15 protein-coding genes are annotated in these 18,654 nt (G+C 62.1%); all 15 read left to right on the forward strand.

Annotated elements, in window-relative coordinates:
• Nucleotides 1-10 precede the first annotated feature (10 nt).
• The 15 genes from murD to BLS55_RS05540 all read left to right on the forward strand — a co-directional run bounded on the left by murD (nt 11) and on the right by BLS55_RS05540 (nt 18,398).
• Complete coding sequence (gene murD, locus BLS55_RS05470; protein WP_092153354.1) at nt 11-1,315, forward strand: UDP-N-acetylmuramoyl-L-alanine--D-glutamate ligase; 1,305 nt, start codon at nt 11-13, stop codon at nt 1,313-1,315.
• A complete protein-coding gene (ftsW, locus tag BLS55_RS05475; RefSeq protein WP_092153355.1) occupies nt 1,312-2,493 on the forward strand; it encodes a putative lipid II flippase FtsW in 1,182 nt (393 codons plus the stop codon). The genes murD and ftsW overlap by 4 nt, the downstream gene beginning before the upstream one ends.
• Nucleotides 2,475-3,551, forward strand: coding sequence for an undecaprenyldiphospho-muramoylpentapeptide beta-N-acetylglucosaminyltransferase (murG, locus tag BLS55_RS05480; RefSeq protein WP_092153356.1), 1,077 nt, complete (start codon nt 2,475-2,477; stop codon nt 3,549-3,551). The genes ftsW and murG overlap by 19 nt, the downstream gene beginning before the upstream one ends.
• Before the next feature lie 84 nt (nt 3,552-3,635).
• A complete protein-coding gene (gene murC, locus BLS55_RS05485) occupies nt 3,636-5,009 on the forward strand; it encodes a UDP-N-acetylmuramate--L-alanine ligase (RefSeq protein ID WP_092153357.1) in 1,374 nt (457 codons plus the stop codon).
• On the forward strand, nt 5,002-5,892 hold the full coding sequence (gene murB / locus BLS55_RS05490; RefSeq protein WP_092153375.1) for a UDP-N-acetylmuramate dehydrogenase: 891 nt from the start codon (nt 5,002-5,004) through the stop codon (nt 5,890-5,892). The genes murC and murB overlap by 8 nt, the downstream gene beginning before the upstream one ends.
• A 95-nt stretch (nt 5,893-5,987) precedes the next feature.
• On the forward strand, nt 5,988-6,761 hold the full coding sequence (locus BLS55_RS05495; protein ID WP_257243141.1) for a cell division protein FtsQ/DivIB: 774 nt from the start codon (nt 5,988-5,990) through the stop codon (nt 6,759-6,761).
• A 116-nt stretch (nt 6,762-6,877) separates the two neighbouring features.
• Nucleotides 6,878-8,113 carry a cell division protein FtsA gene (gene ftsA, locus BLS55_RS05500; protein ID WP_092153359.1) on the forward strand — a complete coding sequence of 412 codons (1,236 nt, stop codon included), beginning with the start codon at nt 6,878-6,880 and terminating at the stop codon, nt 8,111-8,113.
• A 50-nt stretch (nt 8,114-8,163) separates the two neighbouring features.
• Entirely contained in the window at nt 8,164-9,492 is a 1,329-nt protein-coding gene (ftsZ, locus tag BLS55_RS05505) for a cell division protein FtsZ (protein WP_092153360.1), read from the forward strand.
• Nucleotides 9,493-10,224: 732 nt separating this feature from the next.
• Nucleotides 10,225-11,169 (forward strand): CRISPR system precrRNA processing endoribonuclease RAMP protein Cas6, encoded by a 945-nt coding sequence (gene cas6 / locus BLS55_RS05510; protein WP_092153361.1) that lies wholly within the window; start codon nt 10,225-10,227, stop codon nt 11,167-11,169.
• Nucleotide 11,170: 1 nt separating this feature from the next.
• Nucleotides 11,171-12,223, forward strand: a complete 1,053-nt coding sequence (csm6, locus tag BLS55_RS05515; RefSeq protein WP_180365404.1) for a CRISPR-associated ring nuclease Csm6 — start codon at nt 11,171-11,173, stop codon at nt 12,221-12,223.
• Between the two features lie 87 nt (nt 12,224-12,310).
• Nucleotides 12,311-14,752, forward strand: a complete 2,442-nt coding sequence (cas10, locus tag BLS55_RS05520; protein WP_092153363.1) for a type III-A CRISPR-associated protein Cas10/Csm1 — start codon at nt 12,311-12,313, stop codon at nt 14,750-14,752.
• Nucleotides 14,749-15,141, forward strand: coding sequence for a type III-A CRISPR-associated protein Csm2 (csm2, locus tag BLS55_RS05525; RefSeq protein ID WP_180365405.1), 393 nt, complete (start codon nt 14,749-14,751; stop codon nt 15,139-15,141). Before cas10 ends, csm2 begins: the two co-directional genes overlap by 4 nt.
• A gap of 16 nt (nt 15,142-15,157) precedes the next feature.
• A complete protein-coding gene (gene csm3, locus BLS55_RS05530) occupies nt 15,158-15,850 on the forward strand; it encodes a type III-A CRISPR-associated RAMP protein Csm3 (RefSeq protein WP_092153365.1) in 693 nt (230 codons plus the stop codon).
• A gap of 12 nt (nt 15,851-15,862) precedes the next feature.
• Nucleotides 15,863-16,837, forward strand: coding sequence for a type III-A CRISPR-associated RAMP protein Csm4 (gene csm4 / locus BLS55_RS05535; protein WP_092153366.1), 975 nt, complete (start codon nt 15,863-15,865; stop codon nt 16,835-16,837).
• Complete coding sequence (locus BLS55_RS05540) at nt 16,830-18,398, forward strand: RAMP superfamily CRISPR-associated protein (RefSeq protein ID WP_092153367.1); 1,569 nt, start codon at nt 16,830-16,832, stop codon at nt 18,396-18,398. The genes csm4 and BLS55_RS05540 overlap by 8 nt, the downstream gene beginning before the upstream one ends.
• Nucleotides 18,399-18,654: the final 256 nt, after the last annotated feature.

Raw genomic sequence — 18,654 nt, forward strand, 5'->3', positions numbered from 1 at the left:
GAGACGGCTTATGGCGCTGGAAAAAGCACGGGGCAGACGCATCAATGCCGGGGAACTGGCGGTGGTGGTGGGCGCGGGCCGTTCCGGCCTGGCGGCGGCGCGACTGCTGCGCCGCGAAGGCGCGCGCGTGCGGCTTCTGGACAGCAACCCCAAAGCCTTTGCGGGCCGGGAGGCCCTGGCCGGCGAGCTGCGCGCCCTGGGCATAGAACTGCTGCTGGGCGAACACAAGCCGGAAATGTTTGCCGACGCGGCTTTTGTGGTGCCCAGCCCCGGCATGCCGGCCGTGCGCCTGCAAGGGCTGGCGGACGCGAAAACCTCAGAAATTCTGGCCGAGATGGAGCTGGCCTGGCGTTACCTTGCCGACGAGCCCGTGCTGGCCGTCACCGGCACCAGCGGCAAGACCACCACGGCTTCTCTGGCGGCGGCCATGCTGCACGAGCAGGGCTATGCCGTCTTTTTGGGCGGCAACATCGGCACGCCCCTTTCGGAATATGTGCTGGCCGGGGCCAAGGCCGACGCCCTGGTGCTGGAAATTTCCAGTTTTCAGCTCCAGACCTGCACCACCTTCTGCCCCAGGGCGGGCATTTTGCTCAACATCACGCCCAACCACCTGGATTACCACAAGGATATGGAAGAATACATTGCGGCCAAATTCCGCCTCTTCCGCTGCCAGGACGAAGGCGACCTGGCCGTGCTGGGCGCGGAGCTGCGGCCCCTGGCCGCGCGCTTCGGGCTCAAAGCGCGCACAGTCTTTGTGGAGGCTACGGAGCGCTTCCCCCACAGCAAGCTCATGGGGCGGCACAACCGCATCAATGAGGAAGCGGCCTGGCAGGCTTGCCGCCTGTTCGGCGTGCAGGAGGAGAGCGCCGCCCGCGCCGTGGCCCGCTTTGCGCCCTTGCCGCACCGCCTGGAGCGGGCGCGCGAGCTGCGCGGCGTGCTCTATGTCAACGATTCCAAGTGCACCACGGTTTCGGCCCTGCAGGTGGCCCTGGAGGCCTTTGACCGGCCCGTGCGCCTGCTCTGCGGCGGCAAGTTCAAGGGCGGCGATCTGGCGGCCCTTTCCCCCCTAGTGAAGAAAAAAGTTAAGGAAGTTGTGCTGTTTGGCGCAAGTCGCGAACACTTTGAAAAGGCCTGGCAGGGCATTGTGCCCCTGACCTGGCACGCCACGCTGGCGCCTGCCGTGCGCTTTGTGAGCGCCAATGCGCGGCCGGGCGAGGTGGTGCTGCTGGCCCCTGCCACCTCCAGCTACGATCTGTACCGCAATTATGAAGAGCGCGGCGACGACTTCAAGCGCCTGGTGGGGTTGCTGGCATGAAAAACGTTTTTACGAACAAAACCGCCAAAAAATCCGGGGGCAGCGCCCTGGCCCGCGCCGTGAGCGGGGCGGAGGCTTCCGCGCCTTTTGATTGGTGGCTGTTTGCCCTGATGCTCGTCATTCTGGCCATTGGGCTGGTCATGGTGCTTTCGGCCAGCGGTATTGTGGCCGAGCAGGTCAACGGCGACAAATACTATTTTTTCAAGCGGCAGATCGTTTTTGCTCTGGCGGGCGGGGCGGCCCTTTGGGGGGCGGCCCTCATGCCGCGCCAGTGGCTTTACCGTCTGCAGTATCCGGCCTTGTTCCTGGCCCTGCTCTTGCTGCTGGTGACGCTTTCGCCGCTCACCCCGGCCATTAACGGCGCCAAGCGCTGGATTCCGCTGGGGCCTGTTTCCGTGCAGCCCATGGAATTCGTCAAACTCGCCCTGGCCCTGTATCTGGCCTATTTTATGAGCGCCAAACAGGATCTTATTAAGACCTTCAGCCGGGGCGTCATTCCGCCTTTTGCCGTCACGGGCCTGTTCTGCTTTCTGCTTTTGCTCCAGCCGGACTTCGGCAGCGCCGTGGTGCTGGCCTGCCTGCTCTTTTTTATGTGCGTGGCGGGCGGCACCCGCTTCATCTACCTGTTCTTTTCCGTGGCCCTGGCCTGCGCGGGCGCTATGGCCCTGGCCATCTCCTCCCCCTACCGTCTGCGGCGGCTGCTGGCTTTTCTTGATCCTTTTCAGGACGCCCACAACACGGGCTACCAGCTGGTGCAGTCCTTGCTGGCCATTGGGTCGGGCAGCTTTTTCGGCGTGGGCGTGGGGGCCAGCAAGCAGAAGATGTTCTACCTGCCGGAAGCCCACAACGACTTCATCATGGCCGTGCTGGCCGAAGAGCTGGGCTTCGTGGGCGTGAGCGTGGTTATGATCCTGTTCGCCCTGCTGTTCTGGCGCTGCTACAAGATCATCATGGGCCAGCAGAACCTGCGCGACCGCTTCACCGCCTTTGGCATTACCACCATCCTGGTTATGGGCGCAGTGATGAACCTGGCCGTGGTCATGGGCGTGGCGCCGCCCAAGGGCGTGCCCATGCCGCTCATGAGTTACGGCGGCAGCAACCTGGTGGCCACCATGCTCTGCGTGGGGCTGCTCATGAACTTTTCAAGGACGGCGGAACCGTGGACAGCATCCTCCTGACCACCGGCGGCACCGGCGGGCACATCTTCCCGGCTCTGGCCGTGGCTGAAGAATTGCGGCGGCGCAATCCGCAGGTGCGGCTCCTTTTTGTGGGCTCGCTCTACGGGCCGGAGGAGCGCCTGGCCCGCCTGGCGGGCGTGCCTTTTGCGGGGCTGCCCGTGCGCGGCTTTCTGGGGCGCGGCCTGCGGGCCGTGGGCGCGGCGGGCCGCATGGCCCTGGCCGTGGGCAAGGCCCTTGGCCTGGTGCGGCGCTTTAATCCCCAGGCCGTGGCCGGATTCGGCGGCTATGCGGCTTTTGCGCCCATGCTGGCGGCGCGCCTTCTGGGCGTGCCTGGCCTGCTGCACGAGCAGAACGCCGTGGCCGGGGCGAGCAACCGCCTGCTGGCTCGCCTGGCGCGCAAGGTCTGCCTTTCGCTGCCCAATACGGAAGGGTTTGCCCCCCGGAAGTGCGTGCTTACCGGCAATCCCGTGCGGGCCGCCGTGAGCGCCGTGGGCCAACTCTCCCGCGAGCGGCGCACGCGCCGCCTGCTGGTCATGGGCGGTTCTCAGGGCGCGCACGCCCTCAATGCCTTTATGGTGGAAAATTTGCCCGCCTTCCGTGGCGCGGGGGTGGAAATCCGCCACCAGACCGGCGAGGCGGATGCGGGCTGGGTACGCGCCGCCTATGCGGCTGCGGGCTACGCGCCGGAAAGTGTGGCCCCCTTCATCGACGACATGGCCGAAGCCTATGCCTGGGCCGATGTGGCCCTGTGCCGGGCCGGGGCCAGCACCGTGGCCGAACTCTGCGCCGCGGGCCTGCCTTCGGTGCTGGTGCCTTTTCCCTACGCCATCCACGACCATCAGACCCGCAACGCGCGCGTGCTGGCCCGTTGCGGCGCGGCGGAGCTGGTTCCCGAAGGGCGCATGGTGGCGCAGCAGATGGCCGAAACCCTGCTGCGTCTGCTGACCATGCCGGGGGCGCGCGCGCCCATGGCCGCCGCGGCCCTGGCCGCCGCCCGGCCCGACGCCGCCGCGCGGGTGGCCGACATGCTGGAATCCATTACCAAACCGCGCGCCTGAGCGTCGCGCACGTTCGCCGGGTTTTCGACCAGGAATGCAGCTAACAGCGCAATCTATCTAGACTTTTTTTAAAGGATTTTTGGAATGAACAGCAAAATCAAGCGCATCCATATGGTGGGCATCGGCGGCGCGGGCATGTGCGGCATTGCGGAAGTGCTGCTCAACCAGGGCTACGCGGTTACGGGCTCGGACATGGCAGATTCCGCCGTGGTGCGCCACCTGCGGGATCTGGGCGCGCACATCGCCCTGGGGCATGCGGCGGAGAATATCGGCGACGTGCAGGTGCTGGTCAAATCCACGGCTATCAGCGACGACAACCCGGAGCTGGTGGAGGCCCGCCGCCGCAACATCGCCATCATCCCCCGCGCTGAAATGCTGGCGGAGCTCATGCGCCTGCGTCAGGGCGTGGCCATTGCCGGCACCCACGGCAAAACCACCACCACCTCGCTGACGGCCTCCATCTTTGATACTGCCGGTCTGGACCCCACGGTGATCATCGGCGGACGGCTCAATGTCTACGGCACCAACGCGCACCTGGGCCACGGCGATTACCTCATCGCCGAGGCGGACGAATCCGACGGCTCTTTTCTTTGCCTGCTGCCCATCGTCAACGTGGTGACCAATGTGGATGAGGATCATCTGGACCATTACAAGACCCGTGAATGCCTCAACGCGGCCTTTGTGCAATTCATGAACCAGGTGCCGTTTTACGGGCTCAACGTGGTCTGCGGCGACGACCCCGGCGTGCGGGCCCTTCTGCCGCAGGTCAAACGCCCGGTGCTCACCTACGGATTTGCCGAAGAAAACGCCCTGCGCGCCGTGCCCCTGGCGAGCGGGCGCACCAACCGCTTTGAGGTCTGGCGCGATGGCGCGAAGCTGGGTGAAATCAATCTGCCCCAGCCAGGGCGGCATAATATGCTCAACGCCCTGGGGGCCATCGGTGCGGCCATGGCGGCCGAGATCAGCTTTGCGGCCTGCGCGCGCGGTCTGGACGGCTTCAGCGGCGTGGGGCGGCGCTTTGAATTCAAGGGCGAGCGGGGCGGCGTTACGGTGGTGGACGACTACGGCCACCACCCGGCGGAAATCGCGGCCACCCTGGCCACGGCCCGTCAGGTTTTTCCCGGCCGCCGCGTGGTAGCGGCCTTTCAGCCCCACCGCTTCACGCGCACCCAGGCCCATTTCGGCGAATTCTGCAAGGTTTTCGACGCGGTGGATCTGCTGCTGCTCACGGAAATCTACCCTGCGTCGGAGAAACCCATCCCCGGCGTTTCAGGCCAGAGCCTGGCCCAGGGCATTCGGCAGGTGTCGAGCACGCCGGTGGAATATTTTCAGACTCTGGACGCCATGGCCGCGGCCCTGCCCGCGCTGCTCCGGCCCGGCGACGTGCTGCTGACCCTGGGCGCAGGCAGCATCACCCGCCTGGGCCCGGCCTGGCTGGAGGCGCATGAGCATGCGTGAAACCCCCGCCCCCTGGCTTGCCCCGCGCACGACCCTGCGCATAGGCGGCACAGCCCTGGCCGAGATCGTGCTGGAGCGTCCGGAGGACGTGCCCTTGCTGGCCGAGCGGCTGCGCGCCTTGGGCGGCACGCCGTTTATCCTCGGTGCGGGCAGCAATATCCTGGCGCAGGACGGTGAGCTGCCACTGGTGTTGGTGCGGCCCCTGCTGACGCACGGCCCTGAGATCGTGGGGGAGGCGGAAGGGCTGGTGCTGGTGCGCGCGGGGGCGGGCGTGCCCTTGCCGCGCCTGTTGCGCTTTTGCGCCGCCCAGGGCTTGAGCGGCCTGGAGGGCCTGGTGGGCATTCCCGGCAGCGTGGGCGGGGCCATTGCCATGAACGCCGGGGCGCACGGTGTGGAGACTTGCAAAAATATCGTTGAAATTCAAGCTGTTATTGATGGAGCAGTGCGCACTGTCAACGCAGTTGGACTACAGTATGGCTATCGACATCTGTGCATTGCAGGCAACATGGGTGATTTTATTGTCTTGGAAGGCACATTTGGCTTGACCAGAGCGGCAAGGGATGGCATCTGTAAGTGCATGCGTCACAACTTTCTTAAGAAAAAGTCTAAACAACCTGTGACGGCCTGGAGCGCGGGCTGCGTGTTCAAAAATCCCGCGCCGGATATGTCCGCCGGCAAACTTCTGGAGCAGGCGGGCTTTAAAGGAAAAAAACTGGGCGGCATGGCCTTTTCCAGCCTGCATGCCAACTTTCTGATCAATGAGGGCGAAGGCAGCGCCGCCGCGGCCCTGGCCCTGTTGCAAGAGGCGCGGGAAACCGTGCTGCGGCGTTGCGGCATCCTGCTGGAGCCCGAGGTCAGGATAGCGCCATGCCTCTTGCCGTAAAAAAAAATGGACGCAAAGCCCGTAACGCATATACCCGCGCTGCGGTTTCGGGCAAAAAGGGGCGCCAACCCTCGCGCCCCGGCATAACGGCCCTGTTGCGCGCCCTGAGCGCGCGGCTGCGGGGCCTGCGGGGGCTGAAAAGCCTGGCGGCGCTGGCCGCGCTGCTGCTGGGGCTGGGTCTGGTGCTGGCCTGTGTGTGTTTTGCCTCTCTGTGGCTGTACAACGCGGCGATAACCAGCGATTTTTTCACCACGCGCCATGTGGATGTGACAGGCAATGTACGGCTTTCACGGCAGATGGTGCTGCAGTACGGCGGGCTGCGCGAGGGCGATAACAGCCTTTCCGTGAGCATTGCCAAGGTTGAACGCAACCTGCGGCAAACCCCCTGGGTGGCGGAAGTATCGGTCAAACGTCTTTTGCCCGACAGGTTCGTAATAAAAATTAAAGAGCGGCTGCCTTCATTCTGGGTGCACAAAAACGGCGTGCTGTATTACGCCAATGAGCACGGCGAGATCATCGCCCCGGTAGAGAGTGAGAACTTCCTTTCGCTGCCCACGCTACGCGTGGAACCAGGGGCCGAGGACGACATCCCGTACCTGACGCGACTGCTGCAGGATATGCGCAAGGGCGCGCTGCCCGTGGAGGCCGGGGCCATAGCCACGGTAACGCTCAGCCCCGGCAGGGGCATTGAGCTCTACCTGGAGGATCGGGAGCTGCGCCTCTCCCTCGCCACGGACGACTGGGAGGGCAACCTGGCCCGCCTGGGCATGGCCCTGGGCGATCTGGCCCGCAGGCGAGAGCTGCGCAATGTGCGCGAGGTGCGGGCCGTCAACGGGAGCGTGTGGGTGCTGCTCAGCAAGCCCGCGTAGCGCGGCCGCAAGGCCAGGCGAACGAAAACTGCAGAGGAAGCTCACGGGTCGGCGCATTGCGGGCGCATAGCCGCAGCCCCGGCACAATTCATATAAAGGCGTTTCAGGAGTATGGCATGAACAAGTCCGAGCTCATCGTTGGCCTCGATATCGGCACTACCAAAATCTGCGCGGTAGTCGGGGAGCTTACGGAGTCGGGTCTCGTCGACGTGGTGGGCATCGGCACCAGTGTTTCCACAGGGTTGCGTAAAGGAGTGGTCGTCAACATTGAGCAGACCGTCCAGTCCATCCGCAAGGCGGTGGAGGATGCGGAGCTTATGGCCGGCTGCGAAATCCACTCGGTGTATGTGGGCATTGCCGGCAGCCATATTATGGGCATCAACAGCCACGGGGTCATTGCCGTCAAAGGCGGCGAGGTGGCCCAGCGCGACGTGGAGCGCGCCCTGGACGCGGCCCGCGCCGTGGCCATTCCTGCTGACAGGGAAGTCATCCATATCCTTCCGCAGGAATATATTGTGGACAGCCAGCGCGGCATCGCCGACCCCTTGGGCATGGCCGGAGTGCGCCTGGAGGTCAAGGTGCACATTGTTACCGGGGCCGTTTCCTCCGCGCAGAACATTGTGCGCTCCTGCCACCGCAGCCAGCTGGAAGTTTCGGATATTGCGCTGGAATCTCTGGCCTCGGCCCAGGCCGTACTCACTGAGGAGGAGCGCGAAATCGGCGTGGCCCTGGTGGACTTGGGCGGCGGCACGACGGATATTGCCGTCTTCGCCAACGACGCCATCAAACATACGGCCGTGCTGGCCCTGGGCGGGCAGAACCTCTCCAATGACATCGCCTTCGGCCTGCGCACGCCTGTGGCTTCCGCAGAAAAAATCAAGCTCAAGTACGGCTGCGCCTTGGCGGACATGGTGCGCCATGATGAATTTATCGAGGTTCCCAGCGTGGGCGGGCGCGATCCGCGCCGCCTGTCGCGTCAGGTGCTGGCCGAAATCTGCGAACCGCGCATGGAGGAAATCCTTTACCTGGTGGACCAGACCCTGGTCCGCTCCGGCTACAAGGATATGATCGGCGCGGGCGTGGTGCTTACCGGCGGCACGGCCCTTATGGAGGGCTGCCAGGAGCTGGGCGAGCAGATCTTCAACCTGCCCACGCGCATCGGCTACCCCCGCAATGTGGGCGGCCTGAAGGACGTGGTCAACAGCCCCAAATTTTCTACGGCCGTGGGCCTGTTGCGCTATGGCGCGGAAAAAGAGCTCTCCGGCCAGAAAAAATTCACCACGCGGAGCGAGAGCGGCGTTTTTGACGGCGTGCTCGTGCGCATGAAAAAGTGGTTTGCGGATATTTCCTAACAAACAAACCTCAAGCGGGCATTTGAGGTCTGAACTACAGGAGAGGACGTATGGCTCAATCAATCGTTGACGATATTGACACTTCGTTGGCCAGCAACGCCAAGATCAAGGTCATCGGCGTGGGCGGCGGCGGCGGCAATGCCGTGCAGAACATGATCGCCTCCGGGCTGCGCGGGGTACAGTTCGTCTGCGCCAATACGGATTTGCAGGCTTTGGCCAAAAACGGCGCTTCCGTAAAGGTGCAGATGGGCGAAAAGCTCACCAAGGGGCTGGGCGCCGGGGCCAACCCCGAGATCGGCCGCGAGGCCGCGGTGGAAAGCGTCAACGCCATTCGTGAAGCCATCGGGGACGCGGACATGGTTTTTGTCACCGCGGGCATGGGCGGCGGCACGGGCACGGGCGCTGCTCCGGTGGTGGCCCAGGCCGCCAAGGAACTGGGCGCGCTGACCGTGGGCGTGGTCACCAAGCCCTTCAGCTTCGAGGGTGCCAAGCGCAAGCGCGCTGCGGATTCGGGCCTGGAGGAATTCAAGCAGCATGTGGACTGCCTGATCACCATCCCCAATGACCGGCTGCTGGCTTTTGCCCCCAAGAAGGCCCCTTTCTCTGAAATGCTGCAGAAGGCCAATGACGTGCTCTATTACGCCGTCAAGGGCATTTCTGACGTCATTGTGGGCGAAGGCCTCATCAATCTGGATTTTGCCGACGTGCGCACCACCATGGCCGAGTCTGGTCTGGCGCTCATGGGCACGGGCATCGCCTCCGGCGAGAACCGCGCGCGCGAGGCGGCCCAGCGCGCCATTATGAGCCCGCTGCTGGAGGACGTTTCGCTGGAGAGCGCCAAGGCCGTGCTCTACAACATCACCGCGCCTACGGACATCACCGCCGACGAAATCGCTGAAATCGGCGAAATCATCGGCGACGCCACGCCTGAGGACGCCAACATCATCTTCGGCGTGGTCTTTGACGACAATATCGGCGACGAAATCCGCCTGACGGTCATCGCCACAGGCATTGAGTCTCCTCAGCCCGTGGAGAGCGTGCAGCCGCAGGCCGCCACGGTGACCAACTTCCGCAAGCCCGGCCGCGACGCGGTCATGGCCGATTCGCGCCGTCTGGGCGGCCGCGCCGGCGCGCCGAGCCCCCGCAGCGGAGAGATGGACGAACCCGCGCTGGACGAAGAATCCGGCCGCGTTACGCGCCGCACCCAGGTGGGGCGCTGGAGCGACGAAAAAGACGCCGCCGGCGGCCCTTCCTATCTGCGCAAGCGGCAAGCCCTGGGGCAGTCCATGCGCAGCGCGCACAATCCTGGGCAGAAGGATTTCACCTACGATGAGGACGATTTTGAAATTCCCACCTTTATCCGGACGCAGGCGGACTAGAGCAGATTAACTTTGAGAATATGTATTCTCAAAGTTTACGGCACGCTCGTTTCGGCGCTTACCAGCGCAAATACAGTGCGCTTACGCCGCCACAGCGGGTGTCTGCTCACCCAGCCGCCAGGGCATTTCAAAGTTAAAATGCCCTAACACCGCAGAACGGTAAAGGCCTGACGGCCGCGCAGCGCGGCCGTCAGGCAAGGCGCAGAAGCGGGGATAACGTGGTTCTGGGGCGTGTGCGGCCTGCGAACCTGAGCTGCAGATTTTTTTACTTTTCAGGGCTTGCCTCTTCGGCCCTGAAATGCCCGCCGGGAGGCCCATTGGGGGCCTCCCAGTGCTGGGCGTAAATGTTCGCAAAGGTCCGTGAGACGCAGGTTTCACGGGCTTTTTTGTTGAATAACTGTCCGCTGGATTCCCTTAGAGCAGATTCACTTTGAGAATATGCATTCTCAAAGTTTACGCCACGCTCGGTTCGGCGCTTACCAGCGCAAATACAGTGCGCTTACGCCGCCACAGCGGGCATCTGCTCACGCAGCAGCAGGGCATTTCAAAGTTAAATATCCTATTGGGGGGATTACCTCTGGCCCCAAAAGCCATAAGCCATTTCCGCCAGAGGAGGTTCTGCCGGGTGATTCCGTTTAACCGCTGTTCCGCCAGGCGGCCGCCATCCGCGGATCATGAGAGGGGTCCCGCAGGATAGTTGCTAACGTCAGGCTTTTCCCTTAATCTTTATACATGCGCTATCTTTCCACAGAATTCATCTTTAAAATGCAGAGCGAAGGCCACTTCCCGCTGTATAAAGGATCTATGTTGCGTGGCGTCCTGGGGAACAGCCTGCGGCATGCGGTCTGCATGATGCAGGGCAGGAACTGCCAGAATTGCATGTTGGAGCGAACCTGTATTTTTCCAAAACTGTTCACCTTTGCCAGTGCGCCGGAAAACAGCCGTGCTGCTCCTATGTTGCCGCCTCCTTTCTGTATAGAGCCGCCGCAAAACAATATCTGTGATTTAGCGCAAGGTGACATCTTCTGTTTCAGGCTTAAACTGTTCTCCTATGCCGTGGAATACCTGCCGTATTTTATCCACGCCTTCAAACTTGCCGGACAACGGGGCATGGGGCGCGGCATTGCGGAAGGGCAGGGCAAGTTTTCTCTGGATGATGTCCGGCAGGATGGCGTCTCCATCTATGATGGCATCAACGAGCGGTTGCTGCCGTACCAAATACAAAACTTGCCCGTGCCCCGACTTGCCGGCTTCCGCGCAGAAGGCAGACTGACTTTTGAGTTATTGACCCCGTTGCGCTTCAAGCAGGCGAATCACTTGGCAGCCGATCTGGATTTCAGTCTGCTGTTGCGGCTCATCTTGCGCCGTCTGGGCAACCTTTATGCATTGGACGGCAAGGATTTTCGCCTGTCACCTGATGATTTCAGCGCCTTGCGTGAGGCAGCATCGGGCATATGTACTGCGGCAAGCGTACTGCGCTGGCACGACTGGCGCCGCTATTCAGGGCGTCAGAACACGGCGATGCATTTGGGCGGTCTTGTGGGACGAGTCAGTTACGCCGGACCAGTGGCAGCCTTTGCAGAATATGTGGATTTTGCGGCCAGGGTCCATCTTGGCAAGCAGACCAGTTTTGGCCTGGGCGCAGTAACCGCCACATGGGAAAGTTCCGATGCCTAGCGTGCTGCTCGCCGTCTGCGGTCTCAGGCCCCAGATTTTCACGGAAACGCTATACGCGCTGCATCAGACTGGGGACTTTCCTCGCCGTGCCATTATTCTCACTACGCAGCAGGGTGCGGCCCTCAGTCGAGAAATCCTTCTGGGCGCAGGCGGGCGCATAGCCGCTTTTCTTCGCGATTATAGGCTGCCTTCCGATGCCAATCCGCTTGTCGAACGGGACATTCTGGTTCCGTACTGCAGGGGACATCCTGTGGAGGATATCACAACCAAGGAAGAAAGTGAGGCATTTCAGGAACTGGCCATGCGCCAAGCCTGGGAATGGACGCTTGATACATCTGGGCGCGTGAACTTCTCCCTCGCAGGAGGGCGCAAGACCATGAGCGCAAGCCTCGCCTTGGCCGCACAGTGCTATGGGAGGCAGCAAGATCGCCTGTTCCATGTGCTGGCCGCACCACACTGCGAGGCGGATGTGCAGTTTTTCTATCCGCCACCGGGGACGGAAGGCTCCGCACACGTCATTCTGGCCCCGGTCCCTTTCCCCCGCCTGCGCTCCCGCCTTCCGGCGTCTTTTTTACGCCAGCCCTGTCGACCACAAGACCTTCTGGATCACTTCAGCCTTTCAGACGCCCCTGATGTGCATGTTTATATCCGGGAGCGCCATCTGACCATCAACGCTCGTGGCTGTACTCTCCCGCCAGCCCTGTTCGCGCTGTTTCTCTGGTTCGTCCGCCATAAAAAGGAATTCCCCTGCAACGGCTGGTGCGCCTCCTGCTGCGGACGAGCCTGCTTTACAGAAAGCTCCTCCCTCCTGGCGGATGCCAGTGGTATTGCCCGGCTGTACACAATGGTCAGGGCCTCGGATGCGGCCGCCAGCAGCACCGGCATTCTTGACCTCAATCAGGAAAATTTCATGGCCTACAAGGCTAAGCTGAACCGTCGCCTGCATCGGGATCTGGGCGCTCTTGCCGCGTATGCCGCCATCCTCAGCTTAGGCCGACGCCCCGGCGTTCGCTACGGCCTTTCCGCCATACAATCATCCATCCATATTCATTAAAGAAAATTGACGGCAACGTTGCCATTATTCCCAAGACCTTGTCGCACAATGTGTAATTAGTTATCCTGTAACGAAAAGGAGGCCGGTATGACGCAAATTCTGCCTGTACTGGCGGCATGGCTGCACGGCATCGACAAATTCGCCCAGCGGGCAGATGCTCCCTGTTCCCAAGGACTGGAGCAGGAATACTGCCCCCACGGTACCTCGCACCGGCATGTGCTCTATACGGATTACTTCATTGAACGCGTGCTGCCGCTGCCGCCGGAATTGGAGGGGCAGAGAAGCCGCCTGGCCCGGCTGGCTTCCGCCCACCACCGGCCGGACGCCTCCTCCCGCGAGGAAATGGCCCTCAAATTGGCAGACTGCCTCTCCTCCGGCGGCGACCGCGTGGATGGTGAGGCAGATGGCGGCTACAAGACAGCCAGGCTGGAATCCGTATTCACCAACGTCCAGCTGGACGGCAAGGGCATGCCGCAGGACGCGCCGCCGTTGCGCTATCGCCTGCTCCGCCTCGATGATGCTCTGGAACCTGCGGACGATTCTCCTATCTTCCCTGTTACGAACGCTGGAGAGAGTAATTCCTACAAGGAGTTGTACCGCAATTTCCTCGACGCCCTCCAAGAGGAAAAATCCTTGCCGCTCCACATGGGGGTGCGCCATTATGCAGCATCTCTGGTCAGCCTGCTGGAACAGTTCACTTGGTGTGTTCCCTCGTCCACCTATAAGACGCGAGCCGATATCTCGCTCTATGACCACGCCGCCACAACGGCGGCCATCGTCCAATCGCTGCTGGCCTGTCCGGACAAGGAACAATGCCTTCTGCTCTGTGGAGGCGAGATCTCCGGCATTCAGCGGTTCATCTTCGGGGCCGAAGGCCAAGCGGACAAGGGCGCCAGCAAGCTGTTGCGTGCGCGTTCCCTCTATTTGCAGGCGCTCACTCGCTCCGTGTGGCTGACCCTGCTGGATCGGCTCGGGCTTAGCCCGGCCGCCAAAATAGCGGATGCGGGCGGCCGCTATGTCCTGCTGTTGCCTGACACGCCGCAAGCCCGTGAGATACTCCAGGATCTCCATATGGAAGTGGAGACGTGGCTGTTCAAGACTTTTCAGGGCACTGTGCGCATGACCTTCGCCACGGTGCCCCTGCGGCCCGACGACCTGGAACGCGCGCGCTTTTGTGAGCGTTTCGAGTGCTTCAACGATGCGCTGGAAGAGGCCAAGTTGCGGCCCTTCGCCACTGTCTTTCGGAGCGGTACCTCTCCGGTTTTGTCCGTGAATCATAAAGATTATGCCAGATATGGCGAATGCGACTGCTGCCGTTCCCGTCCGGCCACCAGTCTTTTGGATGACAGGACGCCAGTCTGCGATCTTTGCCGCCTGCTCATGGAACAAGTTGGGAGGCGCCTGCCCACAGCGCGTTACCTCATCTTCACACGCTCCGCCGACGGCGTGGAACTCTTCGGCGGTCTGCGCCTGCGCCTTGAGGCTCAGGACGCAAAGGAGGACGTGCTGCGTGCTGCGCTGGATGTGGTGAACATGCGCGGCCATGACGGTTTTTCCGCCGTGCCCGTGGCCGGGCATCTCCCTACCGTGACCCAGGCAGACCTGGCTCAATGGAAAGCTGAGGGTCGCGTTCACAACGTAAATGGCGTGGACTTCATGCAGGGCGAGCCTGTGCAGGTGGGGAGCCCCAAGACCTTTGCCATGCTGGCAGAGGAGGCGCGCGTGGCTGGCCCTGACGGCAGCCGCCTACGGTCCGTGGCCTGCCTGGCGGCCTGCAAGGCGGACGTGGACAATCTGGGTCTGCTTTTCGGTATGGGCTTTGCCGCGGAGGGGAAACAAAACCTTTTCTCCATTTCCCGCTTCGCCATGCTCTCACGCATGTTGAACCACTTTTTCGCCGCCCATGTGCCACGCCTCATGCAGCGGGAATTTCCCGGCATGTACCTCATCTTCGCCGGCGGCGATGACCTCTTTGCCCTGGGGCCGTGGTCCGAGGCCGTGCGTTTTGCCCAACGTCTGCGTAGTGACTTCGGCAGATTCACTGGCAACAATCCCGCCTTGACCTTTTCAGCGGGCCTTCCGGTGTTCAAGCCCCGCCTGCCCATGCGTGCCCTGCGCCATGCTGCCGAGGAGGCGCTGAAGGCTTCCAAGGATCAGCCCGGCAAAAACGCGGCCACGCTTTTTGGCGTCACTGCGGAATGGCCCGTGTTCCACCGCCTTTGTGAGGATGGTCAATGGCTGGAAGAACTGTGCCTGACAGGTGCTGTCACACAGGGCTTTGTCCGCCGCATGCTGGGCTATGCGCGCGCCTGCGGCGAATTTAATCAGGGCGACATGCGTAAGGGGCTCTATCTTGCGCACATGGCGTATGATATGGCGCGCAACTGTGACCGCAGCAAAGTGTCGCCGCAGGACCGTGAACGTCTGCAGCGCATGGGGCAAGACAAGAAGGAATTCCCTTGCAAGGAGATGTCCATCACATGGGCACTGTACCGCACCCGCATCACAGGAGAGAGGAACACAGTATGATTGACTATTACATGGATAAAGACAAGCAGGAGCTAAACCCAATATGGGTGGACGAGAAGGCCCGTGAGGCTGCGGAATCATTTTTCAGCGAGCAGGGCGCGCTTAAATCTTCGCAACTGCGCAAATTCTATACGAACGTGAAATCACTGGAGCGCCAGTATCAGGCGGCCCAGGGCGAGAAGAAAATCGCCTTTGCACGAATTCTGCCCATGATCAAGCTGCTCAAGGCCAAGTCGGAATATGCGCTCAAGCGCAAGGTCGTGCCTGAAAGCTTCAAGACGTGGCTTTGGAAGAATGTGGACAGCGTTAAGGATGCATCTGATTTCAAGGCCTTTCTGCTGCACTTCGAGGCAGTTGTCGGCTTCAGCGCCCAATATACCAAAGACTGACATCCCGGAGGAAACCATGCAGTTGCAATCCATCCGCACTCTTACGGGCCGAATCCGTCTGCACACCGGCCTGCACATCGGCGCGGGCAAGGACACGGTGGAAATCGGCGGCCTCGACCAGCCTATTGTCAAAGACCCGCTCACCGGCGCGCCCTATATTCCCGGTTCGTCAATCAAGGGCAAGATGCGTTCCCTGTTGGAGGTGGGCATTGTCATGGGCATGAGCGAAGACACCAGAAAATTTGTTCTCGACGGCAAGCCCTGCGGATGCGGAAGGCCTACCTGCCCAATATGCAGGCTTTTCGGCGCGCATAATGATCCGAGCAAATGTGATCCAAAGCTCGGTCCCACGCGTCTGCTGGTGCGCGATGCCATGCTCTGCAAGGAGGATGGGGAGCGTTTCGCGGCCGGGGATTTGCCCATGGAGATCAAGAACGAAAACACCATCCATCGGGTCAACGGCACGGCCGGAAATCCCCGGCCGCTGGAGCGTGTGCCCGCGGGTGTGGTTTTTGATCTGAACATCGTCCTTAAGGTCTTTGAGGGCGATGATCCTGACAATCTGGCGCAGTGGCTCTTCAAGGGGCTCAGGCTCATTGAGATGGATGCTCTTGGGGGCGGCTCTTCGCGCGGCAGCGGCCAGGTCGTGTTCGAGAATATCATCCTGGACGGGAAGCCCATCGACCTCAGCACCATTAACGTCCTCTAACCGGAGGCACCCATGCAGCTTCTGCGCTACATCGTGCGTCCGCTTTCCCCGTGGGGCACACCCCTGCGCAGCGACACGCTGTGCGGCCTCTTGCTTTGGCGCTTGGCAGAGCGTTACGGCTCCGCTGCCTGCCGTGCGGCCATTGCCGCCTTCCGTGCAGGCGAACCGCCCTTTGTCCTGTCCTCCGCGTTGACTCTGGGCATGGTGAGCAGCCCATGCCTGCCCCCGGCGCCGCGTGCGCTGTTTCGGCAGTGGGTTAACACCGGGGAATTTCGTGATGCGGGTGGCAAAGCCATCTCGCTCTTTGAGGCACTGCAGGCCTACAAACGTTTCCGCAAAACGGCGCACCTGCCGGTGGAGGTGTGGGCGCGACACGCCCCGTCACTGTCGCTGCGGCCCTTGCTTGCCTGGTTCTGCCAATGGAGTGCGAAAAAAGATTCGCCGAAAACTGGCGAAAGTGTGGAGCCGCATGTTTCCATTGACAGGCGGAGTGCCACGGCAGCTGAGGGCGGCCTGTTTTTCAACCGGCTTACCTGGTTTGCCGAAGGGGCGCCCTTCCATCTGTATGCGCGCGCCGCCGACCCAACGGCCCTGCTTGAACTGCTGCGCGAGGCCGGCGACCTGGGCTTTGGCAAAGACGCTTCCACGGGCAAAGGACGTTTCGCCGTGGAGCCGGACAATGCCTTCGACCCGGCACCGCTGGAAAATGACGGCCCGCATGCCATGCTCTGCTCTGTCTGCGCCAGCATGGACATGTCCTGCGTGGATGGCTGGTACTCTGTTGCGACCAAGCGCGGCAAGGCCGGACCAGGGTTGGCAAGCCCGCACAAGGCACCCATGCTGCTGCTGCAGGAGGGCAGTGTGCTGCGCCGCCTGCCCGCGGGCCCCTATCTGCTGGAAGGCATTCATGCGGATCCGGCCATTGTCCAGGTTACCCCGCCGCTAACACTGCCATGCCGCATCGCCGAGGAGGCATCCCATGTATGACCGCCCTCACTCTAGCCGGTTTGCCGCGCCCAGTGCCGGCGGGCGCTCCGTACCGCGCCGCTGGACGCGCGAGAGCTTCATCCCTTTCAGGCTGGAGGTGCTTACTCCCGTGTTCATCGGAACCGGCAGCGACTTCTCTCCGCTGGAATACGTTATCCGAGCGGAGAATGGCGGCCACGCCCTGCATATGGTGGACACGGAATCCTGGCTGCTGGCGGCACAGGACAGGGAGGATACCCACGCGGCTCTGGACAGAGGGGATACGTTGGGCCTGCGCCGCCTTATGAACGAGCAGTTGGATACGGCCCTGTATTCTCAGGCGCATGTGCCCGTGCCCTCTGCGAAACTGGCAAAGGATCTGCTGGAAAATATCAAAAATCCAAACAGCCTAAGCAAGGCCGAGATCCAGCCCTTCGTGCGCAATCCCGTCACCAAGACAGCCCTTGTGCCTGGTTCCTCCCTCAAGGGGGCCTTGAGCACGCCGCTCATTGACAGCCTCGACCACGGCGCCCTGCTCAGGGCGGTGCAACAAGGGGACAAATATACTGGGGAGATGGAGCATCTGTTGGGCAACATCAAAGAACACAGTATGCAGGCGCTCAAGGTGTCGGATGTTCCCGTGCCGCCAGAAGGCACACGCATCGTGGCCGCTGTGGAGGTGCGGCGCGAGGGCGGCAAGCCTGGTACGCCCAAGACGCCCTGCGAGGCGCTGGCCCCCACCGGCTTCGGTGGTCTTCCGCTCTACGGTCGCTTGCTCATGGACATAGTGTCGGGCGTACCGCGTATCACCCTGCCCAAAGACCGGCCCGTCTCCCTCACAGAATTGGCGAGACTGTGCAACGCCTTCTATGGGAAGCGTTTTCGGGATGAGATGGACAAATTCTACCGCCTGCCTCACCTTACCGCCGTGGGCGAACGCCTCCAGCCTGTGCTACGCCGCATTGAGGGGCTCAACCCGGAACGGGAGCTCCTGCTGCGCGTGGGGCATTATTCCCATGTGGAGTGTGTCACCGTCAGCAACAATAAGCCGCAGGCGCGCAAGGGCTTTGGCAAGACGCGGACGCTGGCTGACAGGGAACTGCCCTTCGGCTGGGTGGTGCTGTCTTTTTGTCCTGAGGCGGAATACGAACAGGGGCTGGCGCGGGTGGAAGCGGCCATTGCCACAGCTGTACAAGAGCGGCAAGCCAAGCGCAGCGCACGGAATAAGGGACTTTGCCGCCTCCTTGATGCGCAGCGCAAGCTGGCGGAAGCCGCTGAACAGGCCCGGGCAAAGGCCGAGGAGGAACAGCAGCGCAAAGAACGCGCGGCTGCCGAACGCGCGAAGATGCTTGCCGCCCTTTCCCCCGATGAGCGTTCCATTGCCGAGGTGGCCGAGTCCGATGCCACGGAAAAGCAGAGCATGGACCTCTATGGTCGTCTGTCCAGCCTGGACGGCGATGTGCAAACCCGGGCCGCGTCCGCCTTGCGCGACTGTTGGCAGCGGCTGGGCAAATGGGAGGGCAAGCTCTCCAAAAAACAGACGGAGAAGGTGGCCGCGGTGAAGCGGATTCTGGAGGGGTGACGCGAACCTCGGACGCTTGGGGCGGCCTTTTGTCACCCTATTGGGAATTGGGCAGATTTTCAGGCCGTCCGGCAACGGTTCGCGCACAAACAATATTCAATGAGTATAACATGTTGGCATGCTATGTTCCCCATATGCCGTTCCATGCCGGCAAAAGCGGCGAGGGTTCGCGAAAAGTCCTCCGTCAAATATTGGCGGCCAAGGGATGGCGGAGGCAGGTGAAGAAAGAGACCTGAAATACAAAGGGATTGTGACC

The sequence above is a fragment of the Desulfovibrio legallii genome (assembly GCF_900102485.1).
GTDB classification, from domain to species: Bacteria; Desulfobacterota; Desulfovibrionia; order Desulfovibrionales; family Desulfovibrionaceae; genus Desulfovibrio; species Desulfovibrio legallii_A.

Coding starts and splice junctions, on each gene's coding strand:
- murD (WP_092153354.1), top strand. CDS start 11: ATGGCGCTGGAAAAAGCACGGGGCAGACGCATCAATGCCGGGGAACTG.
- csm2 (WP_180365405.1), top strand. CDS start 14,749: ATGATTGACTATTACATGGATAAAGACAAGCAGGAGCTAAACCCAATA.
- BLS55_RS05540 (WP_092153367.1), top strand. CDS start 16,830: ATGTATGACCGCCCTCACTCTAGCCGGTTTGCCGCGCCCAGTGCCGGC.
- ftsA (WP_092153359.1), top strand. CDS start 6,878: ATGAACAAGTCCGAGCTCATCGTTGGCCTCGATATCGGCACTACCAAA.
- csm4 (WP_092153366.1), top strand. CDS start 15,863: ATGCAGCTTCTGCGCTACATCGTGCGTCCGCTTTCCCCGTGGGGCACA.
- cas10 (WP_092153363.1), top strand. CDS start 12,311: ATGACGCAAATTCTGCCTGTACTGGCGGCATGGCTGCACGGCATCGAC.
- ftsW (WP_092153355.1), top strand. CDS start 1,312: ATGAAAAACGTTTTTACGAACAAAACCGCCAAAAAATCCGGGGGCAGC.
- ftsZ (WP_092153360.1), top strand. CDS start 8,164: ATGGCTCAATCAATCGTTGACGATATTGACACTTCGTTGGCCAGCAAC.
- csm3 (WP_092153365.1), top strand. CDS start 15,158: ATGCAGTTGCAATCCATCCGCACTCTTACGGGCCGAATCCGTCTGCAC.
- murC (WP_092153357.1), top strand. CDS start 3,636: ATGAACAGCAAAATCAAGCGCATCCATATGGTGGGCATCGGCGGCGCG.
- cas6 (WP_092153361.1), top strand. CDS start 10,225: ATGCGCTATCTTTCCACAGAATTCATCTTTAAAATGCAGAGCGAAGGC.
- murB (WP_092153375.1), top strand. CDS start 5,002: ATGCGTGAAACCCCCGCCCCCTGGCTTGCCCCGCGCACGACCCTGCGC.